The 25,582-nt window shown below is 40.7% G+C and carries 27 protein-coding genes, 1 tRNA gene and 1 pseudogene; 4 read left to right on the forward strand and 25 right to left on the reverse strand.

The genetic code is table 11. The features are described from left to right. A protein-coding gene (locus IC612_RS09525) for an IS3 family transposase (RefSeq protein ID WP_228512965.1) occupies positions 1-1,087 on the reverse strand; the annotation gives its coding sequence in 2 pieces (ribosomal slippage) (positions 1-826 and positions 826-1,087; 1,088 coding nt annotated over the 2 pieces). This gene is flagged as partial in the annotation. Between the two features lie 85 nt (positions 1,088-1,172). Here IC612_RS09525 and IC612_RS10030 point away from each other — a divergent pair. Continuing rightward, positions 1,173-1,352, forward strand: a pseudogene (locus tag IC612_RS10030) (PRTRC system ThiF family protein); the annotation flags it as partial. 266 nt (positions 1,353-1,618) lie between these two features. Here the strand turns inward: IC612_RS10030 and IC612_RS09530 are convergent. The 5 genes from IC612_RS09530 to greA form a co-directional block, all read right to left on the reverse strand. Further along, positions 1,619-1,692 (reverse strand) — tRNA-Met (locus IC612_RS09530). Between the two features lie 44 nt (positions 1,693-1,736). Further along, a complete protein-coding gene (locus tag IC612_RS09535) occupies positions 1,737-3,023 on the reverse strand; it encodes a TlpA family protein disulfide reductase (RefSeq protein ID WP_194739962.1) in 1,287 nt (428 codons plus the stop codon). 15 nt (positions 3,024-3,038) lie between these two features. Beyond that, the gene (clpX, locus tag IC612_RS09540; protein ID WP_194739963.1) at positions 3,039-4,223 is read right to left on the reverse strand and encodes an ATP-dependent Clp protease ATP-binding subunit ClpX; all 1,185 of its coding nucleotides are present in this window, start codon (positions 4,221-4,223) and stop codon (positions 3,039-3,041) included. 60 nt (positions 4,224-4,283) lie between these two features. After that, on the reverse strand, positions 4,284-4,673 hold the full coding sequence (locus tag IC612_RS09545) for an HIT family protein (protein WP_194739964.1): 390 nt from the start codon (positions 4,671-4,673) through the stop codon (positions 4,284-4,286). Then, positions 4,674-5,144, reverse strand: coding sequence for a transcription elongation factor GreA (greA, locus tag IC612_RS09550; RefSeq protein WP_194739965.1), 471 nt, complete (start codon positions 5,142-5,144; stop codon positions 4,674-4,676). It abuts the gene before it with no gap. Between the two features lie 100 nt (positions 5,145-5,244). Here greA and IC612_RS09555 point away from each other — a divergent pair, with 100 nt between their 5' ends. Continuing rightward, a complete protein-coding gene (locus IC612_RS09555; protein WP_194739966.1) occupies positions 5,245-5,685 on the forward strand; it encodes a Rieske (2Fe-2S) protein in 441 nt (146 codons plus the stop codon). Positions 5,686-5,688: 3 nt separating this feature from the next. Continuing rightward, positions 5,689-6,138 (forward strand): D-aminoacyl-tRNA deacylase, encoded by a 450-nt coding sequence (gene dtd, locus IC612_RS09560; RefSeq protein WP_194739967.1) that lies wholly within the window; start codon positions 5,689-5,691, stop codon positions 6,136-6,138. Between the two features lie 50 nt (positions 6,139-6,188). On the opposite strand, the gene IC612_RS09565 is transcribed toward dtd, so the two are convergent. From IC612_RS09565 to IC612_RS09640, 16 genes are all read right to left on the reverse strand, one after another. Further along, a complete protein-coding gene (locus tag IC612_RS09565) occupies positions 6,189-6,689 on the reverse strand; it encodes a hypothetical protein (protein ID WP_194739968.1) in 501 nt (166 codons plus the stop codon). A gap of 411 nt (positions 6,690-7,100) precedes the next feature. After that, entirely contained in the window at positions 7,101-7,391 is a 291-nt protein-coding gene (locus tag IC612_RS09570; RefSeq protein WP_194739969.1) for a winged helix-turn-helix domain-containing protein, read from the reverse strand. Positions 7,392-7,401: 10 nt separating this feature from the next. Next, entirely contained in the window at positions 7,402-8,016 is a 615-nt protein-coding gene (locus tag IC612_RS09575) for a hypothetical protein (RefSeq protein ID WP_194739970.1), read from the reverse strand. 46 nt (positions 8,017-8,062) lie between these two features. Further along, on the reverse strand, positions 8,063-8,824 hold the full coding sequence (locus tag IC612_RS09580; RefSeq protein ID WP_194739971.1) for an enoyl-CoA hydratase/isomerase family protein: 762 nt from the start codon (positions 8,822-8,824) through the stop codon (positions 8,063-8,065). Positions 8,825-8,830: 6 nt separating this feature from the next. After that, entirely contained in the window at positions 8,831-10,102 is a 1,272-nt protein-coding gene (locus tag IC612_RS09585; protein WP_194739972.1) for a glycoside hydrolase family 5 protein, read from the reverse strand. 16 nt (positions 10,103-10,118) lie between these two features. Beyond that, the gene (locus IC612_RS09590; RefSeq protein ID WP_194739973.1) at positions 10,119-10,820 is read right to left on the reverse strand and encodes a uracil-DNA glycosylase family protein; all 702 of its coding nucleotides are present in this window, start codon (positions 10,818-10,820) and stop codon (positions 10,119-10,121) included. A gap of 9 nt (positions 10,821-10,829) precedes the next feature. Beyond that, entirely contained in the window at positions 10,830-13,325 is a 2,496-nt protein-coding gene (gene paaZ / locus IC612_RS09595) for a phenylacetic acid degradation bifunctional protein PaaZ (RefSeq protein WP_194739974.1), read from the reverse strand. Between the two features lie 5 nt (positions 13,326-13,330). Beyond that, a complete protein-coding gene (locus tag IC612_RS09600; protein WP_194739975.1) occupies positions 13,331-13,756 on the reverse strand; it encodes a PaaI family thioesterase in 426 nt (141 codons plus the stop codon). Between the two features lie 5 nt (positions 13,757-13,761). Beyond that, a complete protein-coding gene (locus IC612_RS09605) occupies positions 13,762-14,916 on the reverse strand; it encodes a 3-hydroxyacyl-CoA dehydrogenase NAD-binding domain-containing protein (RefSeq protein WP_194739976.1) in 1,155 nt (384 codons plus the stop codon). A 1-nt stretch (position 14,917) separates the two neighbouring features. Further along, the gene (locus tag IC612_RS09610; protein ID WP_194740020.1) at positions 14,918-15,718 is read right to left on the reverse strand and encodes an enoyl-CoA hydratase-related protein; all 801 of its coding nucleotides are present in this window, start codon (positions 15,716-15,718) and stop codon (positions 14,918-14,920) included. 39 nt (positions 15,719-15,757) lie between these two features. After that, entirely contained in the window at positions 15,758-16,216 is a 459-nt protein-coding gene (paaD, locus tag IC612_RS09615; protein WP_194739977.1) for a 1,2-phenylacetyl-CoA epoxidase subunit PaaD, read from the reverse strand. A gap of 16 nt (positions 16,217-16,232) precedes the next feature. Further along, positions 16,233-16,991 carry a 1,2-phenylacetyl-CoA epoxidase subunit PaaC gene (gene paaC / locus IC612_RS09620; RefSeq protein WP_194739978.1) on the reverse strand — a complete coding sequence of 253 codons (759 nt, stop codon included), beginning with the start codon at positions 16,989-16,991 and terminating at the stop codon, positions 16,233-16,235. Positions 16,992-16,994: 3 nt separating this feature from the next. Next, complete coding sequence (gene paaB, locus IC612_RS09625; RefSeq protein WP_194739979.1) at positions 16,995-17,276, reverse strand: 1,2-phenylacetyl-CoA epoxidase subunit PaaB; 282 nt, start codon at positions 17,274-17,276, stop codon at positions 16,995-16,997. A gap of 7 nt (positions 17,277-17,283) precedes the next feature. Further along, complete coding sequence (paaA, locus tag IC612_RS09630) at positions 17,284-18,231, reverse strand: 1,2-phenylacetyl-CoA epoxidase subunit PaaA (RefSeq protein ID WP_194739980.1); 948 nt, start codon at positions 18,229-18,231, stop codon at positions 17,284-17,286. Further along, on the reverse strand, positions 18,228-18,485 hold the full coding sequence (locus IC612_RS09635) for a hypothetical protein (protein WP_194739981.1): 258 nt from the start codon (positions 18,483-18,485) through the stop codon (positions 18,228-18,230). The genes paaA and IC612_RS09635 overlap by 4 nt, the downstream gene beginning before the upstream one ends. A gap of 12 nt (positions 18,486-18,497) precedes the next feature. After that, the gene (locus tag IC612_RS09640; protein WP_194739982.1) at positions 18,498-19,580 is read right to left on the reverse strand and encodes an FAD-binding oxidoreductase; all 1,083 of its coding nucleotides are present in this window, start codon (positions 19,578-19,580) and stop codon (positions 18,498-18,500) included. A 279-nt stretch (positions 19,581-19,859) separates the two neighbouring features. Here IC612_RS09640 and clpB point away from each other — a divergent pair, with 279 nt between their 5' ends. Then, a complete protein-coding gene (gene clpB, locus IC612_RS09645) occupies positions 19,860-22,451 on the forward strand; it encodes an ATP-dependent chaperone ClpB (protein ID WP_194739983.1) in 2,592 nt (863 codons plus the stop codon). Positions 22,452-22,547: 96 nt separating this feature from the next. Here the strand turns inward: clpB and IC612_RS09650 are convergent, their stop codons facing one another. The 3 genes from IC612_RS09650 to IC612_RS09660 all read right to left on the reverse strand — a co-directional run bounded on the left by IC612_RS09650 (position 22,548) and on the right by IC612_RS09660 (position 25,549). After that, positions 22,548-23,309: an endonuclease/exonuclease/phosphatase family protein gene (locus tag IC612_RS09650; RefSeq protein WP_228512967.1), complete on the reverse strand. Its 762-nt coding sequence runs from the start codon at positions 23,307-23,309 to the stop codon at positions 22,548-22,550. A gap of 89 nt (positions 23,310-23,398) precedes the next feature. Further along, entirely contained in the window at positions 23,399-24,598 is a 1,200-nt protein-coding gene (gene fabV, locus IC612_RS09655; protein WP_194739985.1) for an enoyl-ACP reductase FabV, read from the reverse strand. A 69-nt stretch (positions 24,599-24,667) separates the two neighbouring features. Further along, on the reverse strand, positions 24,668-25,549 hold the full coding sequence (locus IC612_RS09660) for an SDR family oxidoreductase (RefSeq protein ID WP_194739986.1): 882 nt from the start codon (positions 25,547-25,549) through the stop codon (positions 24,668-24,670). Positions 25,550-25,582: the final 33 nt, after the last annotated feature.

The following is a 25,582-nucleotide window of genomic DNA, read 5'->3' on the forward strand; positions in this document are numbered from 1 at the left end:
TGACTGTTTTCAATGAACTCGTTAGGCGTTAAATTTCCCAATGAGCTATGGGGTCTGTAACTGTTATAATCCTCTCTCCATACCTCCAGCTTTTGCTGAGCATCTTCCAGCGATAAGAACCAATTCACATTGAGGCATTCATCTCTTAATGATCCGTTAAAACTCTCTATAAATGCATTATCTGTAGGCTTTCCCGGCCTGGAGAATTCCAGTTCTATTTTCCTTTCATAAGCCCATCTGTCCAATGCTTTACTGATAAACTCCGGCCCGTTATCAATCTTAATACGCTTGGGATAGGCTTGCTGCTTAAAGGTAACCTTTTTTAATATTTCAGCAACATCTTCTCCTTTAATGGAAATTCCGGTGTGAAGCACCAAGGATTTACGGCTATAATTATCCACTAAAGTTAAGACCCTGAATTTCTTGCCGTCAAACAGGGCATCGCTCATAAAATCCATGCTCCAGCACTCATGTAAACTAGAAGCAATGCCATTGGTAGGAACCCGTGAGCGTGCAGATTTTATTCTTTTGTTCCGTTTTCTCCTTAGGTTCAAACCTTCCTCACAATAGATTCTGTAGATCCTTTTATGATTGTCTTTCCATCCTTCCCGTCTCAGAAGAATATGTAAACGCTGCACGCCATACCGGACACGAATGTTGGAAAGTTCTATAAGTCGCATCCTCAAAGCCTTATCATCTCTGCGATGTGGATGGTAATAATAAACACTAGGCTGTAAAAACACCAAACGACAGCTTCTTCGCTGAGAAACACGGTAATCCTGCTGTATCCCTTTCGCCAGTTCACGCCTCTGAACCGGCTTTAGAACTTTTTTTTCAGAACATCCTGAAGAATTTGTTTATCCAAACTTAAATCAGCTACCAACTTTTTGAGCTGGCTGTTCTCTTCTTCCAGCTGGCGCAAACGGCGAAGTTCCGTGATGCCTAAGCCTCCGAATTTTTTTTTCCAATTGTAAAAAGTTGCCTCGCTGACACCCATTTTGCGACATACTTCTTCCACTTTTACTCCCGTCTCGGATTGCTTCAAGGCGAAGACAATCTGACTTTCTGTAAATCTGCTTTTTTTCATTTGATTTTTCTTGTATTAAAGTTAATTACTTTATCGAAAAATCTCTACTTTTAGGTGTTACGGTTTTGTGGGAGAAGGTCATGTTGATGATACGCCAAGTTGCAGTTTAGCAGAGGCATTGGAAAAACAAGATTTATATATCAATTCCACTTTAGTACAAATGGGAAGTTCACTTTTATGGAATCTTTTCCGAAATGGTTTGACAGAAAATAGAGGTTTCTTCCTCAATTTGAAAAATTTCAATTCCCAAACTTTGAAATTGTAAAATTAACCGCCAAAAAATCGGGCGGCAAAAATGCAATTCCTCGCTTCGGTCGGAAACGCATTTTTGCAAATAATTGGAGCAACCACATTTCTAGAACATTCCTTCTCTTTGGCTTTATTGTTTTTGAAAAAAGGTTGCGGGATTGTTTGGGAAAGCTGGAGCTTTATTATTTTGTCATCTTTGAAAAGGATAAGAAATAAAAAAGGGACTAAAGTCCCTACTTTAGTCCCTAATCTTTTTAAATCGCTGATTTTCAGCGTTGTTTGTAGCGAAGACGGGAATTGAACCCGTGACCTCAGGGTTATGAATCCTGCGCTCTAACCATCTGAGCTACCTCGCCATTAGAGTGGTGCAAATATATAAATTATTTAAATTTCCACAAAATTATTTTAAACCTAAATAAGCTACCACATCCAACGCCATATTAGGCTTAGCCTCTATTTTATTATCGTTGTCTACTACGATATAAGTGGGTGTGGCGTGTATATTATAAATCTCATTAAAACTACTGTTCCACCCCCTTAATTCCGTGGCATTTATCCACGGATACGCAGAAGCTTTCTGAGTAAATGTCGTAAGGTCCGTATCCAATGACAGACCCACTATTTCTATTCCGCGTTTTTTCATCTCGCTGTAGTATGGAATGAGCTTAGGCAGGTCCGTCTGACAGTGCGAGCACCCCGAAGACCAAAACACAAGAACTTTTTTCTGCGCCTTAATTGAATGTACGCTATGAGCTTGTGTGTTGTGAACGCGATCGAATGCGTAGTCAGGGAGAATCGCCCCAATAGCGGTATTAGTGTTTACAGACAGTGTGTGACGTAACCTATCATTTAGTTCGCATTTTAAATTGTTAGCTTGCTGTAGGTAATGCTCCTTTAGATCTTTTAATCCATAGATATCAAATATCTCAATGAACTCAGATAATACGATTTGGCCGCGAGCGCTTTCCACATTCAATTCCTGCAATAGAAAATCAACAGCTTGTTTTGCATCCGTCTGTGTGGCATTTTCAAGATAACCGACAAGTGCGGTACGCATTAAACCAGAACTTTCTAATAAGTCATTAGAACGCACTAAAAAATCAACTAGCTGTTCTTGGCTAAAAGTGGAAGCACTTTGGTCTGTAGGCTCCAGCCTGAGCTTGTTTTGAATATAAAAGTTGATAAATTCAAAATCCGTTTTAGCAGCCGAAGGGTTAGAAAGTTTAGCAATTTCTTTCTGTAGTGCAACATAAAAATCAGATTGTGGAGAATAATAATTAAGTATTTGGTAGTACACTGGGAGTAACTCTCTCTTTTTTTGACTTAAGCTCTCCCATTCCTGCATAAAATTATTGGGTGCATCGCGAAATTCATACTCCAAAACTCCTTTCGGTGAAACTTTCAGGGTTAAATCCACATCCGTGTTTTCACTTACTAGTGCAATTTCGGTATTGTTTTCAGGAAAATAGAGTTTCAACTTTCCTTTATAATAATCCGGCACATTTACTTTCCAGCCATTAGAGCTGCGAATTGCTTTAGCAACGAGTACGTCTTGTGTTCCTAATAGGGTATATAAATATGCTTCTTTAGGCAGAAAATTTTCATATGCTTTGACATTAACCTGAAACTGCGCATAAAAGGGAACAGCAAATAAAAAGCATAGAATAGAACTTAATTTATATCTCATAATTCGCACTGGAATTTAATTAAAATGTACATTTCTCTTAGTAAGCTGAATCTTCTTCTCCTCTCCTATATGGAACATGTAATCTTCCAACACTTTTTCCGTAGTGCCTCTAAGTCCCCGGGCACCTAATCCTTTATCCATGGTTTCATTAACAATCTTTTCAATAGCACCATCGGTAAAGGTTAGTTCAATCCCATCCATCTTGAAAAGCTCCACAAATTGATTAACAATGGAATTTTTAGGCTCTTTCATAATTCGGATTAAAGTGTCTTTCTGTAATTTGTCCAGATACGTTATAATAGGAAACCTCCCCAAAAGTTCGGGAATTAATCCAAATTTCCGAAGGTCAATCGCATTTATATGACTTAGTATGTACTCTTCTTCTGTAGTACTTTTTAACTTTTCCTTACTGAAACCAATTGCTTGTTTATTGAGTCGGCGTTCAATTATCTCACTCATACCATCAAAAGCGCCACCCGCGATAAACAAAATATTCTGGGTATTCACCTGAATGTATTTCTGGTCGGGGTGCTTTCTCCCTCCTTGTGGCGGTACATTTACAATACTACCTTCCAGCAGTTTTAGTAGCCCCTGCTGAACTCCTTCTCCGGATACATCCCTAGTAATGCTAGGATTGTCTGATTTTCGTGCAATTTTATCAATCTCATCAATAAAGACAATCCCACGCTCTGCTTTCTGTACATCGTAGTCTGCGACCATAAGAAGTCGTGAAAGTATACTTTCCACATCTTCACCAACGTATCCAGCTTCTGTAAGAATCGTAGCATCGACAATGCAAAATGGTACATTTAACTCTTTAGCAATAGTTTTTGCAAGCAAGGTTTTGCCAGTCCCGGTCTCGCCAATCATTATTATATTGGATTTCTCAATCTCCACCTCCTTATTTTCTCTTTGGCTGTATAATATCCTCTTATAATGATTGTATACAGCGATAGAAAGTTGCTTCTTGGCCTGATCCTGACCAATTACATATTGATCAAGAAATTCTTTAATCTGTTTGGGCTTTTTCAAATCTACATCTTCCGATACTGCGGAGGAATCCGACTGTTTATTAGATTCCTTAACAATTGAGTGCGCTTGTTCTATACAAGATTCACAGATATAACCGTTCTGGCCCGATATTAATATTTCAACTTGGTTCTTCGTGCGTCCACAAAAGGAACATTGATTAGGGTTCATGTAATTTCTAAACTTTAAAGTGAAAAAAAATTGCCAAAGAATATCTTTGACAAATTGTTATTATGCTTCTCTTATAGAGCGTGCAATTTCTTGGTATTGACTATCTGATAAGGAAAGACGTGGCTTCGTAAAGCTTAGATCCTCGATAGTGTTAAGAGGTACGAGGTGGATATGGGCATGAGGAACTTCAAGTCCAACAACTGCAATTCCTACCCTTTTACAAGGCACGGCGCCACGTAATTTGCGCTCCACTAACTTTGCAAATTGCCATAATTCACTGTAACGTGCACTTTCTATATCAAAAATGAGGTCCGTTTCTTGCTTAGGCACCACTAAGGTATGCCCAAGGGCAATTGGACTAACATCTAAAAATGCAATATGATTGTCGTCTTCAGCGACAATATATGCCGGAATCTCCCTCTGAATAATTTTTGTAAAAATAGTACTCATTTACAAGGTAATTTCTAAAACTTCAAAGTGCAATTGGTTTCCATTCGGTAAAGCAATCTCAGCCTTCTCACCTACAGCTTTCCCTAAAAGACCTTTTGCAATAGGGGTACTAACGGAAATCTTTCCGGCTTTTATGTCACTCTCATTATCTGGCACGATGGTGAATTTCTGCTCCCCTTTACTAGTAAGATTTTTCAATCGAACCGTAGTAAGAATAGCCACTTTCGAAGTGTCAAGTTGGGACTCATCAATTACTTTCGATGTCGCAATGCTGTCCTTTAATTTTGAAATTTTCATCTCGAGCATACCCTGAGCTTCTTTTGCAGCATCGTATTCAGCGTTCTCACTGAGATCTCCTTTATCACGGGCTTCAGCAATCTGCTGCGTAATCTTAGGTCGTTCAATGGTCTCAAGCTGTTCAAGTTCCTTGGTCATTCTCTCCAAACCTTCCTTAGTTACGTATGTAGCCATAATTTTGTATTTTTGAATTTATAAAAAAAAATTATCCGACCTTAAAGCCCGGACAATATTTGTGCATCTTGTATTGGACAAATATATAAAATATTTTTATATGAAAAAAAATGCCAGTACAACTCTTGCTTTCCTTTTACTGGTTTTCAGCATTTTAGGATCTTGCCGCCAAGCTCAAGAACAGGATTCATGTAGTATCCAGCAAGTTATAAATGTTTCCGTTGATTTACACTCACCAGCTTTTCAAGTATTGCAGCAAACCGGTCAATGGGCGTACGTCCAAAGCCCTAAAGCTGGAAAATTGGGGTTAATAGTTGTAAATACGCCACAGGGATACCGAGCGTACGACAGAATTGCGCCTCATATTTGTCCGCACAGCACAATAAAGCTGGAAGTTAATGGCGGCAGAATTGAATATCAACCAGACGGCACACAGTGGGATTTAATGACAGGAACACCCCGTAGTGGCAGCAATGTCCCACTGAAAATTTACCGAGTATTTTTAAATTATGACTCGCAGAGCATTCAAATTATAAACTAAAAAATGAAAATAGTAGTTCAACGTGTAAAGCAAGCTTCGGTATCGGTGGAAGGCAAAATCGTGGGGCAAATTGGAGCAGGACTCGTCTTACTGATTGGGATACATCAAGATGATCAGGAATCGGACGCAGATTGGCTTGCACATAAAATTGTTAACCTGAGAATTTTCTCCGATGAAAATCAGAAAATGAATCACTCGATTAAAGATAGTCAGGGAGCAGTGCTATGTATCAGTCAATTTACACTTTTTGCCGACTACAAAAAAGGGAACAGGCCCTCGTTTATAACGGCCGCACCTCCTTCTATTGCCCTACCATTACTCGAATATTTCCAACTAAAATTAAAAGATTCAGGACTGCTGGTGGAAAAAGGCCAATTTGGTGCGGATATGCAAGTCACTCTCACAAACGATGGTCCTGTGACCATTGTTCTAGATAGTTTTACAAAATCATAAAAAGCAGCTCAAGACAGTGTTCTCAATCATTGAGCTGCTCTATAAGGGTTTTATTGAATTGGCAAACTGGTAAATGTAATGGAGCTCTTAACATTCATATCAGTTGTGGGTGCACTTTTAAGTACATACACCACTCGTTGCTGAATGGAACTACCACTCTTCATAACATCATCCACTATCTGCGACCGCACATCTAAAGAAAGAGAGGTGCCGATATTGTCTGCTATTTGATCTCTAGAGGCTATTAGTATTTCCTTTTGACCAGAAGTTAAATAAACATGGACCGACTTAAATACGCCCATTCCCTGTGCACCGCTAGTAACTGAGACAGTGGCAGTACTCGGTCGTATCTCCTTCACATTATTACTAACGCCTACGATTTGATTCAAACTTGCGCCCGTTCCAACAGCAGAAAGCTGCGTCTGCGCTGGAGATCCTTGGGTAACAACAAAATTTGAATTAAAGGGCAGATTATTCTGAAGTACAGAAGATACTGTAGAACAGCTCGTTAAAGTGGCAGCTGCTACAAAAATAAAAGTTAGATTCTTCATAATTTTTTTTTTGAATAAGAGCACAAACTGTACCAAATAGCATGTTACGCCACCAATGTACCTTGCTAGCTTCCGGCCCAGGGACTACCGAAAAGACCTACTGCTAGTTCGGCCCAAACTACTAATAGTAAAAATAAAACTAAGGAGATAAGGACAACTCTCCACCTTGTTATTTTTACAAATCTAAGGAATAGTTCGATGAGGGAAACCGCAGAAAATAGCAGAATGAAGCCTACAAGAAAATCAAAGGCATCCCAATTAAAGTGCCAGTTAAAAATAGTACCTACTAACGGTAGGGTAAGTAAAGTCACAACAGCTGAAATTAAAATTTGATAACGGTTCATTGTTTGATTATTAAGGTTATACGTATTATAACGTACTTTGTAATTCAAAGTTAAATTCCAAAAAAAATCAGGAACGAATAAGTTCCTCTAGAGCACTGAGATGTGCTTTAAAAGCCTTCATGCCTTCGGAAGTTGCCTCACAAGTGGTCTTAGGTTTACGACCCACAAACTGCTTATGCGTTTTCACATACCCTACTTTCTCCAATGCTTGTAAATGGCTAGACAAATTACCGTCCGAAGCGACGAGCAAGTTTTTCAGCTCTGTGAATTCAACCTCATCGTTAACTGCCAAAACAGACATGATGCCCAATCGCATACGGCTTTCAAAGCTCTTATTAAGTTTTGTTAAGTCCAACATTCAACAGCAGTTAGCGGTATTTATAGTGCATATAGGAACCGTATAAGATATGGAGGATTCCAAAGCCAAATCCCCACAAATAAAACCCAAATTGTGGAAGAAAAAAAGCAAGACTGCCAGTGGCTGCTATAAGTATTCCTAAATGTGAGAGTTCTTTATACGTAAAATGACCTGCGTAAAAAAGTGCGATTCCATAAAATAATAAGGTCGAGGGCGCAACAAGAATGGGAAAATCATTTATTAGCAATCCAATTGTAACTAGTGCACCCAGTAGAAAAGGCTCCGTAAAAGCTTTTAGTAATCTTCGGGAAGCAGGATTCTTAAGGCTCGTCTTCGATTGGGAACTTTTACGCAAAGAGAGAATATACGCCCCTACCAACGAAAATAAAACCATCAAAAATCCGTAAAAACCTACCTCCAACTTTACACCCTGGGGCAAAGGACCTGAAAGTAAGGCGTACTCCAAATTATGGTAGTTTAATACCTGGTTAATGAAATAAAGTCCAAGCAGCGCAATAAAACCTGCAAATACGCCAGAGAGTCCACTGAGGGATAAGAATTTCGATGATTTCTCCATCATTTCGCGGATATGATGAACATCCTGGCTTAACTTTGTCTTTTCCATAAAGTACTTTGAATTACAAAGTTATAACTTTTCTATTAAACCGAAATTATTTCTTTAAACGTTTTTTGATTTTTTCAATATTTTCTTTTGCAGAATCCTCTAGAATCAGTGATGCACTCATATGAATTCTTTCCGGCATAAGACTGTCAAAGTGCTCCGTACCTTCCCAGCTCACCTTTTTAATGAGTTCCAATGCTTTTGCACTTTTCTTCGTAATACTGCTAGTAAATTCGCTCAGCCCTCGATCCATGTCCTGGATTGACTCAAATACCCGATGGTAAATGTTGTGCTGCATTGCCCATTCCGCATTACGAAATTCACCATCAAGTGCCATAGCAGTAAATTGACTTTTTCCAATCTTGCGCTCCACATACGGCCCTATCACGAAAGGGCCTATTCCCAGGTTAATTTCTGTCAACGCAAGACTTGCGGCAGAAGTAGCAAAACAGTAGTCCGCTGCGCAAGCAATCCCTACTCCACCTCCTGTAGTTTTACCTTGTACGCGCACAATCACTATTTTCCCACATTTTCGCATTGCCGAAAGCACTTGCGAGAAACCTCCAAAGAATTTTGTGGATCGTTCTAACTCTTGAATCTCAATTAATTCATCAAAACTTGCTCCGGCGCAAAAAGCCTTCTCACCAGCGGAGCTGAGGATAATAGCTTTTACTTCTGGACGATCCTTTTGTTCCATTATGGCTTGGGCCAAGGCTTCCAAAATGGACAGTGGCAAGGAATTACTTTTCTCGGTAGCAAATTCAATAGTAACAATAGAATTATGCTCGGTGGTCTGTACTCTTTCTTTCATAGCTATCTAGGGATTCATTCCCAAGGCTTCAATATAGCCCTTATTAATACGGTTATTCTCGAATTTCATATTATGAAGTAGTTCAATTAATGCATTTCTCACCCTTTGCTGGTCCGGTCTTGCATTTCGGATCTTTTCGAAACTACTTCGATCTTGTTTGGTATACTCCACAATTAAATCCCAGTCTTTTGGCTTTGGAATAATGACCATTCCAGCAGTTTCAACCATTTTCTTGTAAGGCCAAAAGGTCCAACCAACATTGTTTCTTTCCAAAGTCTCTCTAAAGTCCTTAACCCATTGATCGGTGTTTTCCCCTGTTTCACCAATAAAAAACGGCAAGTTCACTTTAGCTCGGAATTCAAGAAAATCCTTAATTGAATTATCATCGGTACCGCTCCAATAACGGTGTCCAGTGAAGGCTAGCTTACTGTCATACTTCCAGTCATTGAAAATACTGAAATTACTATTCCACTGCGAACCTCCTAAAAATACGATATGATTTTTATCTACCTTTCGTAGTTCAGTAACTGCCAATTTATAAAGCGCCTCCAAACTAGGATGCAGTACTGCATAATCCTTCTCGAAATAATGTGCAATAGGTTCGTTTAACAAATCGTAGCCCATCACTGTAGGTTCATTTGCGTAACGCTTCGCGATTTGTACCCAGATGTCCACAAACTGCTTTTGAGAAGCCTTTTCAGTGAATAGCCAAGGATAACCATAGCTATCATCAATATTATCACCTGTCTGACCACCTGGAGCCACATGCATATCTAGGATTACATACAATCCATGCTTCTTGCTCCATTTTATTACGTTATCCAATATAACGAAGCCGTCCTGCTTTCCGGTTTGCCCCATAAAATCCTCATCTGTGAACTGCTTGTAATGAAAGGGCACCCTAACCGTGTTCATTCCAGTAGACTTAATGTACTGAATATCTTTTTCTGTGATATAGTTATTCTTGAACTCTCTCCAAAACCAATTGGTGAAATCGGGCCCCACCATCTCTTTAAAGGCCTGATCTATTAGTCGATAGGAAGAAGTGTCCTTGAAGAAAAACATATAACCCTCGGGGTTCAACCAATTCCCAACATTGGTACCTTGAATTAGGATCTTCTGACCTTTGGTGTCAATGAGGTTTTGCCCCGAGATGGACACAAATTTATTCGCACTCCCATTCTGGGCATTCAAACTTAGCGTTAGAAGTATCAAAAAAATTCCAAGCCATTGCTTCAAGCGACTTTGTATCTTCAATACGGGCAAGTAGCGATTCATAATATAAGTTTTAAGATTATTCAATTCGGTTATGTAAACTTAACAGATATTTATCTATGTACAAGCTTCGTTCTTTGTATTTATACTGTTGAATAAAACGCGGGTGTTCTAAAACTACCAATTCATCAAAGAATCTAGCCTTTGTATTGAGGCGTTTTATAAAGTCTCCATTCTTTTTTCCCAGGACAAAGGCTTTGTCACTACGAACGCCCATAGCTAAATGAGCCTTCATCATTTCTATCATAAAAGGTTCGACCGTTTGATACAACTGATGATCGTCGTAGTAGTTAGCATTTACTTCACCTCCACTTTTAGTTCTGCGTACAATTGCAAGAGGAAAAGGAGAATTGATGTAGAAATCACGGTAAAAAGACGAGACGCCACCGTACGCATCAATAAGGTCGTATATAAATACCGACGAAACTTCATGCGTACGCTGGCCTTCCAGTTCAATCCCACAATGAGATTGTAGTCTCTTGGTATCAGTGAAAGGCACCCCGGTTATCCCTGCACCATGCCGACTAGGGTTAATGCCAATTAGCATAGTGCGAGGCATGTTATCGTTGTAAAACTTCTGATAGAATTCTCCCATAGCTTTTGTTGCGGTAGGGCTATCTCGAAAAGGATTAATAAAGTCGTACCCCGGCGGCATTGGGCCGGGATAATCCAAATTTATATTGAACTCTGTTACGCGCTGACCAAAGGTCGAATTAGACATAGCTATTATTTAGTCCAAAATTCCAAACTGATTAAAATGGTAAGTGACATGCTTCGCATGAAACAGTTCCCACATCTCTTTGTTTATTGGACCAAATAGCGGATGGGGATGCTGGGCTTCTGGTACCTCATTATAGTATACAGAAAAATCTTCAAAACTCTTTATAAGGGCTTTCTTTGCACTAGATAGATCCTTATACTTTAGCGGGGCATTGGATTCAAGGGGTAAACCGGGGTATTTCAAGCCTTGGGAGATGGGCTTATGCTTGTACAGCCAATCCTTTAGCCTATCAAGTTGCTCACTATCTAGATTGGCTTGTTCGTCCACAGTTTCCCTACCCATCGATAAATGTACAAAATGTTCTAAGTGCTCAACCATGTTTTGTGGGGTCATCAGCCCCCACCTTGGCGTGCTGGATTCAGAAAGAGTTTCTAGCACTTTTTTTAAAGTGATAGAATTAAGTGCAATAAATGGGGATTTTTTTGCTACTAGGGTAAGGATAGTGGCGACACATACCAGTTCGTTGCGCTGATTATATACTTCAACCAACCACTTAACTACTCCTGAAGGTATATTCCTACCTTTCACTCCCCGATTTATCTTTTCTTTTGCGGTTAGAAAGACTCCTATAGTATCCCCAGCATACACTGGTTTGAAAAAGCTAGCGTCCTCTAATCCATAGTTTGCTATTACTGGGCCCTTCTTCCCAGAAACAAACAGACCTGCAGCGGCAGAGAGCAAAAAGTATCCGTGGGCAACTACCCTATCGAATATGGTTCCAGTTAAGCTAGTTGAATCTGTATGGGCATAAAAATGATCCCATGATACATTTGAAAAATTCACAATATCAGCCTCAGTAATGGTTCGGTTGGCGGTCTGCAGACTATCACCTACTTGGATTTCTTCAAAGTGCAGTTGAAAAGGATGGACTTGGGTAAAACGGTACTGAGCACCTGGAATGTGAATTTTACTTACCGCCCTAAGCATGTCAGGGGAACCCTGTACCGCCGTTTTCTGTAAGAAGAAGTGCAGTCCTTTAAGGCCTCCTAATTCTTCCCCTCCACCAGCTCTACCCGGTCCACCATGCATCATGGTAGGAAGAGGAGATCCATGACCTGTTCCCTCTTGCGCATTATCTCGATTGAGAATATATATCCTTCCGTGTGTAGTTGCTAACCTCCATGCCACTTCACTAGCAAAAGCGGTGTTATTACTCACCACCGAAGCCACAAGACTTCCTTTGCCTTTTCGTGCAATACTAACTGCTTGTTCCGCATCAGTATAAGGCATTATCGTTGCAACCGGACCAAAAGCCTCCGTCTCATGTGAAATATCGGATTCTAATGGACGGGGATTAAAAAAGAGTCTCGGCGTAATAAAGGATCCATTTGTAAAATCCGCATCTATCAACTGGTGTTTACCTTCATAAATCAATTCAGAACCTCCTGCAAGGAGTTGAATTTTCTCCTTCAATGTATCAAGCTGCTCTTTCCCAGCAATTGCGCCCATCCTGGTCTGCTTATTAAGAGGATTTCCAATGGGTACTTGATCCAAAGCAGAAGACAATGCCTTTTGAACGGCCTCTACCTGATCCTCAGGCACTAAGATTCTTCGAATTGCGGTACATTTTTGTCCGGCTTTGGTTGTGATTTCATTACGGACTTCGCGAATGAACAAATCAAATTCAGGCGTGCCTACTTTGGCGTCTGGGCCAAGTATAGAACAATTCAAACTATCTGCCTCCATATTAAATCTAACAGTACTTCCAGCTATTTGAGGCATGCTTTTTAATTTTCTTCCCGTACTTGCTGAACCGGTGAAAAGAACACTATCACCGTCCTGCACATACTCAAGTAAATTTCCTGGATCACCACACACGAGCTGAAGTGCCCCTTCAGGCAAAAGTCCACTTCCAATGATATCTTGAAATACAGCGTGTGTTAAATAACAACCTGGCGTGGCTGGCTTTACGATACTGGGCACCCCAGCTAATAAAGAGGTAGAGAGTTTTTCCATCATACCCCACACTGGGAAATTGTACGCATTAATCTGCACCGAGACTCCTTCACTGGGAGTGAGAATATGCAGCCCTAAATGAGAGCCCTCTGCGGAAAGCTTTTCAACACCCGTCTCTACCCAAAAGGTTGTGTTTGGAAGCATTCTTTTTGCCAGGCCAGAATAGGTAAAAAAAGTTCCAAAACCGCCTTCAATATCTACCCATGAATCTACTTTGGTCGCACCAGTGCGATACGAAAGCTCATAATACTTTTGCTTTCTTTCCAGTAAATACAGAGCGATCTTCTTTAAAAGTTGCCCTCTGTCGTAGAAGGTCAAAGCAGAAAGGTTTTTATAACCCACCGTGCGAGCATAATCCGTCGCAAGACCTAAGTCCAGCCCAGAAGTATCGGAAATTGCAACGACTTGGCCAGTAACTGAATCTAGCACAGGTATTTCATCTCCTTTACCCAGCACCCAGTTTCCACATATATAATTACTTAATCGCATAGTGTCTATAGTTCTAAATCGTAAATAGTCTTATTTAATTTATATACAGTTCCTGTAAACTTACTAACCAGCGATTTTTGCTCATTTCGAATTGTTATTTCATAAATTCCCGTTCGCCTGGTCTCTGAAACCAACTGGGATTCCGCAATCAATACATCTGCAGTCTTACAGGCTTTAATGAAATTAATGGTGCAGTTTAATGCCACCGACGCCTCTGCTGTATTGTTGGACGAAAAGGCCAGTGCACTGTCTGCAAAAGAAAACAATATTCCGCCATGCACAGTACCCAATCCATTGATCATTTCTGGACGGATCCTCATCTGTATTTTACAATATTTCTCTTTTACTAAAAGAAGCTCAATACCTAGCCACTGGGAGAAGTTGTCTCTGCCTAGCATAAATTGCGCTACATCTGCTGCATTCTGATTCATTGGATCTAAGATTTAGCTAATTGCTTTAATAAAGGGCTTTGTCTGTAGCGTTCCTCTTGGTACTGTAAATATAAGTCCTGTAAAGTCTCAGAAATTTTTTCAAAACCTATCTCTTGGCCCCACGCCAATAGGCCTTTTGGATAGCCCACACCTTTCATCATCGCGAGTTCAATATCCTCCTTACTAGCAAGACCTATACGGTACGCTTCCACAGCCTCGTTTACCAGCATACTAATTATACGCATGAAGATACGTCCTTCCAGACCGCTGTCCACAGCTACATTGGTTATATTTGCTGGATAAGAATAAAATCCTACACCAGTCTTTCTCCCTAATAGTCCGGCTTCAACCATCCGGGTTTGCAACAAAGAAGGTTTATACTTAGGATCATAAAAAAAATCCTTATAAACAGTTTGCGTAACCATTAGATTTACATCAATTCCGATAAGGTCCATTAATTCAAAAGGACCCATCTTGAAGCCTCCTGCACAGCGCATTACACTGTCGATTTGATTTTCTGTTGCAATTCCTTCTTCGACAATCCGTAATGCTTCTCCGTAATAAGGCCTAGCGATTCTATTAACAATAAAACCGGGAGCATCTTTTGCTACAACGGGATTTTTATTCCATCGCTGTAGTAACAAGCGGCATTTTTCAATTAGATTTGGGTCAGTCCGCAGTCCGGGAATAATTTCCACAAGTGGCATTACCGGTGCAGGGTTGAAAAAATGTATACCACAGAATCGTTCAGGGTGCAATAAAGCACTGCCCAAAGCTGTTATTGAAATAGACGATGTGTTGGAGGATAGAATGCATTTCTCTGAAACAATATTCTCTAAACCTTTAAGCAAATTCATCTTGGCTTCGCGGTCCTCGACAATAGCCTCAATCACCAGATCACATTCTGAGAAAGCAGCAATTACATTCGTATACGCGATACGTGAACCGATTTCCATGCGCTGTTCAAAAGAAATCTTATTTTTTTCCTTCAAACGCTCCAAGGATTTTTCAAGCTGTACTCGAGCTTTGGTTAACTGAGACTCCAGCTGATCATAAAGTACTACGGAAGAACCATTTTGTGCTGCTAATTGAGCAATTCCCTGACCCATCGTCCCCGCTCCTACCACTCCTACAATAAGTGGTTCCTTGAATTCCTTCATTCTAGTTGCCTTTATAAACTGGTTTTCTCTTTTCTAAAAATGCGCTAACTCCTTCAGAAAAATCCATTGTTTCCGCCGCGCTTTGCTGCAGGATACCCTCAATATCAAGTTGCTCCTTTAATGTATTATCATAGGACTCATTAAAAGCCTTTTTGGTCAGTCCAATGGCTTTAGTCGGCTGTTGGCACAAATCAAACAGAACGTCCATGGATTCGGATTGAAAAGTTTCATCACTGTAGACTTCAACTACTAAACCCATTTCAAGTGCCTTTGCTGCAGGTATTTTTTTTCCAGTAAAGCTGTAGTAACTGGCCCGCTGACTTCCTAGTAATTTGGGCAGAATGTACGTACCTCCGGTATCAGGGATTAAACCAATATTCACAAATGCGAAAGAAAGATAAGAGCTGCTACTTGCAAGGCTAAAATCTGAAAGAAGCGCAAGTATTGCACCTGCTCCCACTGCAGGACCATTAATAAGAGAAACGACCGGTTTTTTACTTCCAATTATTTCCTTTACAAGGGGATTGTAATAGTCAATTATAAACCTTTGCACAGTCCTGTCTTTTACAATGTCCCCAAACCCTAGTGCCTCCTTGAGGTTTTGACCACTGCAGAACGCACGCCCTCTGCCGGAAAGCGCAATACATCTTATGCTCTCATCCCGATTGGCATCTCCTACCGCTCTACGCAGTTCTTTTAGCATTTCGGCATTCAGACTGTTAAATGTCTCGGGGTCATTAAGGTAAAGCATTACCAATTTACCTTCATTTAAATGCTCTGTTTCTATATATTTATATGGCATCATAAATAATTTCTTTTAACATTTATCCTACATACCAGATTAATGGCATTTAAAATAATCAAAGGGTTCCAGACAATCGTTGCATTGGTATGCAGCTTTGCACAGTGTTGAACCAAATCTACTGACCTGTCGGGTATTGTTGGAGCCACATCTGGGACAGGTTTTGCCTACACCGGATAATTCTTCATCCACTTTTCCAGGGGGTGAAATTCCAAACTGCCGGAGCTTCTCCAGGGCATCTGCAGTAATCCAATCGGTGGTCCAGGCTGGGGCGTACACTGTTTTTATCTGGCTCTTTAGCCCCTGCTCTCTAAGTAACTTGTCGATATCTTGCTTAATCGCATACATCGCAGGACAAGCGGTATAGGTGGGAGTAATGATTACCTGCACAGATTCCCCATCCAAAAAAAACGCATCCCTTACTATCCCCAGTTCCACAATATTGACCACCGGTATTTCGGGATCGGGTATCTTTGATAAAAGTTGCAGTAAATCCATGAATTATTATAACCCTTTACCATTGGCAGCCAGGGTAGGCACGCTGCATATATTGTAGTTCGCAAAGCAAATAGCCAAAATACTCCGTATGCCGTCCTTGCCTTCCACCTAAATGCTGAAAAGGATTTTCAGGAACTTTCAAATCCCATTTCTGAAAGTCCTCCACCACCTGCACATACCACTTTTCCTTTAATACATCTGCGTCGGGCACCACTGCCGATAAGGCAAGTCCTTTTTCTCCTTCAACTATCTCAAATAGACCCCCCGTATATCCCCATAGTTCAGATAGTGCATTCTCAATACGCATCCGACTTTCATGAGTACCTTTAGAAAAGATCTCTACCCAAGTTCTGGCATGAATGAGATGGTATTTTGCTTCTTTCAAAGATTTAGCACTTAAAGCACTTAGCCTTTCGTCTGTGCTATTTTGCAAATTCTCCAGCAGTACATTTTGATACACCGAAAAGAAATAAACTTTAAGGATAGTATTTGCATAGTCTCCCACGGGAAGTTCCACCAATTGACAGTTTAGATACTGATGTTCATACCGTAAGAACGCTAGTTCATCTTCTGTAGGACCCCCCAATTCAAGTTCGCTGATGTAAGAGTAAAAATTGGAGCTTTGCCCTAAGTAGTCCAGAGCTATATTGGTTAAGGCGATGTCCTCTTCCAAATAGGGGCCCTGACCACACCATTCGGCCAAGCGCTGCCCAAAAATCAACGAGTCATCCGCTAATTTCAAGACATAGTTTTTCAAGTTTAGTGATCCGTCCATGGGCTACATATTCTTAACATCATTAGGAATTTGGTAAAACGTTGGGTGACGGTACAGTTTGTCGTCTGCGGGATCAAAGAAGGCTTCTTTATTCATTCCTTCACTGGTTACCAGATATTTACTTGGAACAACCCAAATGGACGTTCCTTCCATACGTCTTGTATAAACATCTCTCGCATTTTGTAAAGCAGTTTCAGCAGTAGCAGCTTGCACCGTTCCTGCATGTTTGTGTGATAGTCCCGGTTTGGTCTGTATAAAGACCTCCCATACATCTAATGTACTCATATCTGTATTACGTTGTTTTTTCCTCTTTTGCGGCAAAAGCTAGTGCTGCCTCCTTGACCCACCTATTTTCTTTCTGTGCATTAATTTTGGTATCCAGTCTTTTTTTATTAGCCGGTCCATTCCCTGCTAGAACCTCATGAAATTCATCCCATGGCAGCTCTGAGAATTCATAGTGTCCTGTAGTCTCATTAAAGTGAAGATTAGGGTCGGGTATACTAAGACCCAGATATTGGGCCTGAGGTACGGTGACATCCACAAAACGCTGTCTGAGACTGTCATTGCTTTCACGCTTAACCCGATACTTCATAGACTTTTGAGAATTTGGAGAGGCATCATCATTCGGTCCGAACATCATCAGGGCGGGCCACCAGAATCTATCCAGGGCACGTTGCGCCATTTCCTTCTGTTCTTGTGTACCTCGGCAGAGTGTCATTAATATTTCATATCCTTGCCGCTGATGAAACGATTCTTCCTTACATATACGAACCATCGCCCGGGCATAAGGACCGTAAGAATTCCCCATCAACATCACCTGATTCATTATGGCAGCTCCGTCTACCAACCAGCCAATGGCACCAATGTCCGCCCAACTTAAAGTAGGGTAATTAAAAATGCTGGAATACTTGGCTTTTCCCTGCAGCATCTGTTCGTAAGTGTAATCTCTATGTGCTGTAAACCCCTCCTGCCCCAAGGTTTCGCAAGCTCCATAAAGGTAGAGCCCGTGACCTGCTTCATCTTGAATCTTTGCAAGTAAGGCCATTTTCCTTCTAAGTGAAGGAGCACGCGATATCCAATTGGCTTCCGGCAGCATTCCCACCACTTCAGAGTGTGCATGCTGGGATATTTGCCGTATAAGCAACTTTCTATAATCCTCAGGCATCCAGTCTTTTGGCTCTATTTTATTCTCTTGCGCTACGTACGCTTCAAACTCCGTGTTTTTATCTATTATTTTCATAATCGTCTATCACTGTAATCGTCCTTGATATAAAGTCCCATTTGTCCGGAAGAATATTCACCCGCTACAAAATCTAAAGTGCCATTTCCAGTTTTAATTTGGTATGCCTTGAAGTAATAAATTTGTCCCTCGAAAGGCCCTAAGACTTGTATTTTCTTGTCTAGGCAGTGCCAGTAATAATCCCAAATATTTATCCCCTCCAGTAAAGCAGGCGTATCTTGCGAGATCAGTGAGTGAAATTTCCAGTTTGCCATAATTAAAAGTTTTTAAACATCGTAGTTTAGAAGCACTACATTGGTAACAGGATGGCATTGGCATGTCAATACATAACCGTTTTCTACCTCCTGGCTAGTAAGGGCAAAGTTTTTCTCCATAAAAACTTCGCCGTCAAGAACCTGCGCCTTGCAGGTACAACAAACTCCCCCTTTGCAGGCAAAAGGAACGGGTAACTTTTCGGCTATCGCTTGATCCAGAATGCTCTTCTTTTTGGAATTTAGATGGAAGGAATATTCATCGTCATCAATAATGAGTGTTACCATACTCTCTAAATTAGGAAGCGCTTTAAATTCGTCACTTTTTTCCGCATTGTCTTCATCGTCCGGTGGAGAATAGTACTCATACATAACCTGCAGAGAAGGTACCTTTTTCTCTTGACTCAAATAATTTGACGTTGTTTTAATCATTTCGGTAGGACCACATAGGAAATAGGTACTCTTTGCGACTTCAATTCCTAAATGTTCTAGAATAAGATCTAATTTGGTCGGCGATATTCTTCCTTCAAACAGAGGATTACTGCATCCCTCTCGTGTCATTAGATATACTACTTTGAACCGACCTTCTAACTGCTTCTCAAGAGTGTCAATTTCCTGTTTAAACACAGTATCCCCTAAGCATTTATTGCTATAAATAAGAATACCCCTTGAGTTCGGCTCATCAAATAGTGCTTGCTTAAGATTAGAAAGAACAGGTGAAATACCGCTTCCAGCTGCTATTCCCACATAGGTTTTACTGTTTTTTACATGATGGTGTGTATGGAAATGTCCCATTGGAGGCATAACTTCCAAAGATTCTCCCACTTTAAAATGGTCGTAGAGCCATGACGACATTTTTCCACCTTCAATTTGTTTAACCAAAACCCCAATAGTGTCGGAACCCTCATTGGGTGCGTTGACAATCGAATACGATCGACGAATGTCCTGACCGTCGAGCATCTTACGCAAGGTCAAATATTGCCCCTGCTTATATCTGAAAACTGCGCGTAACTTTTCAGGAATTACAAACTCTATATAGGTACAGCGGTTAGCCAAGCGTTCAACTTTAGTTGCGATAAGCTCATGGAAGTGTTGCATAAAATCTTTCAATAACCAAATGGTGGTACACAAATATAATAAATTAAAAAAACTGTTTGTCAGTGGTCTAAATAATTGAAATCCACACATTTAAACAGTTACCACACAAACGTCAACTCTGATTTCCTTGCCCCACCCTTAACAGTAAACTAATAAGATAAAAATACGGAAATTTTGACAGGTTTTATATAGTAAATTGTAATTAATACGGCTAAATTGTCCGTATTTTAGTAAAAGAATGCTTTTTGAGTACAAATTATACAAATACTAAATGCAGACATGAACTTAAATCAATTTACTGTAAAATCGCAAGAGGCTATTTCTAAAGCACAACAAATTGCCATGGAAAATAACCATCAAAGCATTGAACCTACACATATCTTGGAAGGTATGTTTCAAAGTGACGACCATATCTCTAACTTCCTATTGAAAAAGAGTGAAGTGGACACTGCCGGCCTAAGAGAAAAAAACAAGCATGCCCTAGAGCAACTTCCAAAGGTGGAGGGCGGTAACTTATACCTTTCCACAAATGCAAATAAAGTTCTTCTAGAGGCACAAAATATAGCTAAACGCATGGCTGATGAGTTTGTAACTCTAGAGCACCTATGGCTCGCTTTATTTGAAGTCCAGTCCCCTACATCACAAGTTTTACGCGATATGGGGCTAACTAAACCCTCATTGGAGGGGGCTATTAAAGAGCTTCGCAAAGGCGCGAAAGCTACCTCAGCCAGCTCGGAAGAAACCTACCAAAGCTTAAGCAAGTATGCCAAAAATTTCAATGCACTCGCCAGTGAAGGCAAATTAGATCCTGTTATTGGTAGGGACGAAGAGATTAGAAGAGTTTTACAAATTCTTTCGCGCCGCACTAAAAACAACCCCATTTTAATAGGAGAACCGGGTGTGGGAAAGACTGCAATTGCAGAAGGAATTGCACACCGCATTATTAGTGGTGACGTACCGGAAAATCTTATGGACAAGACCCTCTATTCCTTGGATATGGGAGCACTCATCGCAGGGGCCAAGTACAAAGGAGAATTTGAGGAGCGTTTGAAATCCGTAATCAATGAGGTAACACAGTCCGATGGTCAAATTATTTTATTTATAGATGAAATACACACATTGGTAGGTGCTGGCGGAGGAGAAGGTGCAATGGATGCCGCCAATATTTTAAAACCTGCCTTGGCACGTGGGGAACTTCGTGCTGTGGGAGCAACCACCTTGAATGAATATCAAAAATATTTTGAAAAAGACAAAGCACTAGAAAGACGATTCCAAAAAGTCATGGTAGAGGAACCAGATACAGAATCTGCTATTTCTATACTTCGTGGTATAAAAGATAAGTACGAAGCCCACCATAAAGTACGAATTAAAGATGAAGCTATTATAGCTGCTGTGGAGCAGTCACAACGATACATCACAGACCGCTTTCTACCAGATAAAGCTATAGACCTTATTGACGAAGCTTCGGCCAAGCTACGCATGGAGATTAACTCTAAGCCTGAAGAGCTAGACAAATTGGATAGAAAGCTCATTCAAATGGAAATTGAGCTTGCTGCAATTTCACGTGAAGGGAACGAAATTAAGGTCAATCATTTAAAGGAAGATATTGCCAGACTCACCGAGCAGCGAAATGAAATAAACGCACAGTGGCTTGCTGAAAAACAAAAATCGGAAGATTTAACCCTCATCAAAAAAGATATTGAATCGCTAAAACTTGAGGCAGAACGTGCGTCGCGAGTAGGTGATTATGCAAAAGTGGCGGAAATCCAATATGGAAAACTAAGGGAAAAAGAGTCCCAGTTGCAGGCCCTTGAGGAGCAAATGCAGGAAAATCAGAACGAGTTAATTAAGGAAGAGGTTACAGCCGAAAACATTGCTGAAGTTATATCTAAATGGACCGGGATTCCCATCACAAAATTACTTCAAACGGAACGTGAAAAATTATTGCATCTTGAAGAAGAACTGCACCGAAGAGTTGTGGGGCAGCAGGAGGCTATTGAAGCAGTTTCCAACGCCATCCGACGGAATCGCGCAGGCCTAAATGATGAAAGAAAACCAATTGGTAGCTTCTTGTTTTTGGGATCCACCGGTGTGGGTAAGACCGAACTTGCTAAAGCACTAGCCGAGTATTTATTCAATGATGAAAACAACATGACACGCATAGACATGAGTGAATATCAGGAAAGACACTCGGTGTCAAGGCTAGTAGGCGCGCCCCCAGGATACGTAGGTTATGATGAGGGAGGACAACTAACGGAAGCAGTTCGAAGACGTCCCTACTCTGTAGTTTTACTGGACGAGATCGAGAAAGCGCATCCCGATGTCTTTAATACACTTTTACAGGTTTTGGACGACGGACGATTAACCGACAACAAAGGTCGTGTGGTTAACTTCAAGAATTCCATTATCATTATGACCTCTAATTTGGGATCTGCAATCATCCAAGATAACTTTTCGAGCTTAAATGAATCTAATTATCAAGACGTTACTAACAAAACTAAAGAGGAAGTTTTTGCTTTACTACGGCAATCCCTACGTCCTGAGTTCTTAAATAGAATAGATGAGATTGTACTTTTCCAGCCGCTTACCAAAAAGGAAATTGGCAAGATTGTCCAATATCAACTTAGAGGATTTAATAAAATGCTTGAAAAAAAGAATATTATTCTCACTACCACCGAAGATGCAATAAACTACATCATGAACAAAGGGTACGATCCTACTTTTGGAGCTAGACCTTTAAAACGGGTACTGCAAAATGAGGTTCTTAATATTCTTTCCAAGGAAATACTCGCAGGAAAAATACAAGAAGGAGACCGAGTGACATTAGATTATTTTGACGAAGCGGGACTGATATTCCGGCCAACTGAATAACGATGTCACTTTAAAAAACAATGTTGCCCCTAACGAGTAATCTACTCTAATTAGGGGCAACATATATTTGAAAACTTTTCCTACCTACTCTCTTAATTACTTCTGGTGTACTACGACAAGTACGGGAAAATGGTCCGAAGGATAAAGAAAATTATCTCTGCGGTCTTCTATTGTTCTATGACTCTTCACTTTAAATCCCTTCACAAATATATAATCAATCCTCTCAAACTCCTTTCTTTCTGTGTCGAAGGCATTATACGTTCCTGCAGGACCGTAAGGCTTTTGCTCTGAAGCGGAATGAGCGTCTGTTAGATAACTATTAAAATTACTTATGGGTTTTGATTCTGGAGTAGAATTGAAGTCTCCCATTAAAACCACAGGAACTCTTTCACGGGTTAATTCTCGAATACGATCCAAAATAAGTTCAGTGGAACGCATCCTTGCTTGTACGCCCACATGGTCAAAATGCGCGTTAAAAGCCCAAAACTTTCGTCCCGTGTGCTTATCTTTAAAAAAGGCATAACTACACACCCTATTGTACGCTGCATCCCAACCTTTTGAGGGGGTCTCAGGTGTATCAGACAACCAAAAAGTTCCAGAGTCCAAGATCTTAAGTCTTTCTCTGTTGTAGAAAATAGCACTAAACTCACCCGCACGATTTCCATCATCCCGACCTACTCCCACAAAGCTATATTTAGGAAGGGCAGTAGATAAGGCATCCATCTGAGAAGGAAGAGCTTCTTGCACGCCCAATATTTCCGGTCGGTAATACTCAATTAAGTCTACTACCTCTCTACTTCTTTCACCCCATGCATTCTTACCGTCTGAGCTCAAATCCAGGCGAATATTGTAAGTCATAATACCCAAGTCTTGGCCGGACATCTTGTGGCAGTAAAACAGACCTATGCAAAATGCTACTTTAATAAAAAAAATCAGGGATCTGCCCATTAGTCAATGCTTGGAATTTTAACATTTTCGTCGGTATCAGCATCGTAATCGATACCATCGATTTCAAAGCCAAACAGCTGAAAAAACTCCTTTCTATAACCCTCAATATCACTCAATTCACTGAGGTTCTCAGTCGTTACCTTATTCCATTTCTCAGCCACTTCCTTCTGTACATCTTCTCTCATTTCCCAGTCATCAATTCGGATACGTCCTACATCATCTACTGGAACTGAACCAGTAGGGGAATACAGACGGTCTGCGAACAGTCGTTGCATTTGTTCAATGGTCCCCTCGTGTATATTCTTCTCCTTCATCACCTTGAAGAGTAAAGAGATATACAATGGAACAACGGGAATGGCAGAACTGGATTGCGTTACCAGCGCTTTATTCACCGAAACGTATGCTTCGCCCTTTTTTTCTTCCAGTAATTTATTAATTTTAATTACAGATGCTTCCAGATCATTCTTTGCTTGACCGATGGTTCCATTTCGGTAAATCGGGAATGTCAATTCTGGACCAATATAAGAATACGCCACTGTTTTCACACCGGCAGCTAATACCCCGGCTTCCTTTAGGGCCTCCATCCACATGATCCAATCCTCCCCTCCCATTACCGCCACTGTATTATCTATATCCTCTTGTTTGTCAACTGGCTGTATAGTAATGTCAGAAACTACCCCGGTGTGAAAATCGACTGTTTTATTTGAGAACGGAGCTCCTATCGGCTTAAGTACAGAGGAATATGTTTCCCCTGTCTTTGGATGGGTTCTTCGGGGTGATGCAACACTGTAAATCACCAAGTCCACTTCTTTCAGATCTTCCTTAATAAGAGCAATCGTCTGATTCTTAATATCATCTGAAAATGCATCACCATTAATTGATTTTGCGTACAAACCCTCTGCATGTGCTAACTGCTCAAAAGCCGCACTATTGTACCAACCTGCAGTACCAAGTTTAGAAGGAGATGAAGGCTTCTCAAAAAACACACCTATCGTGGCTGCTCCACTTCCAAAAGCTGCAGTGATACGGGAGGCGATTCCAAAACCAGTGGACGCTCCGATTACCAAAACCTTTTTTGGCCCATTTTCTATTGTTCCCTTCTCTTTTATGTACGCTATTTGGTTCTTCATGGTTTGCAGTGCTCCTGCAGGATGGGCTGTCAGGCAAATAAAGCCTCGTGTGCGCGGTTGTATAATCATTGTATCTTATTTAAAGCATTGCAAATTAAACAATTTTTAAAGAATTCTCTCCTATCATAATGGCTAAAATCACCCTGGATTCTTACGTGCCTTAACCATCATTTCCAAAGCATCCCACATCTCCTGAGGAAGCGCCTCTAGCATATTAAATTCACCGGCACCTTGCAACCACTCTCCTCCGTCAATAGTTACTACTTCACCATTCATGTACGCAGAATATTCTGATACAAGGTAAGCTGCGAGATTAGCTAACTCCTGATGTTCTCCCACTCTGCGAAGGGGAACTTTTTTTCTCATATCAAATTTTTCAGCTAAATCGCCAGGGAGTAGTCTTTCCCAAGCTCCTTTTGTAGGGAATGGACCAGGAGCAATTGCATTAAATCGAATCCCGTACTTAGCCCATTCGACCGCAAGACTCCTGGTCATGGCCAAAACGCCCGCCTTAGCGCAGGCCGAGGGGACAACATATGCTGAACCAGTCCATGCATACGTAGTTACAATATTAAGAACGGTTCCTTCAATTTTATTATCAATCCAGTATTTGCCTAACGCAAGAGTGCAGTTTTTTGTGCCTTTTAGAACAATATCTAAGATGGAGTCGAATGCACTTGGTGTTAAACGCTCGGTTGGAGATATAAAATTACCTGCAGCGTTGTTCACAAGCACATCAATTCGACCAAAGTGCGCAATGGCAGCATGCATCATCTGGGTTACTTGCTCAAAATCCCGCACATCGCAAGCCAAAGGAAGCACCTCTCCTCCTGCATCATTAACGAGTTCTTTCGCAGTATCTTCAAGTTTGGAAAGATCCCTCGATGTTATAATGAGTTTTGCGCCAAGGGTAAGGAAATACCTGCTCATCGCTTTGCCCAGACCACTTCCACCACCGGTAACAAGAATTACCTTATTTAAGAGTGCGTCCTCACGCAGCATACCTTCTTTATATTTCATAATTTATCTAGTTTAAATGTTAAAGTTACGTTT

It is taken from the genome of Planobacterium oryzisoli (assembly GCF_015354315.1).
GTDB lineage: Bacteria > Bacteroidota > Bacteroidia > Flavobacteriales > Weeksellaceae > Planobacterium_A > Planobacterium_A oryzisoli.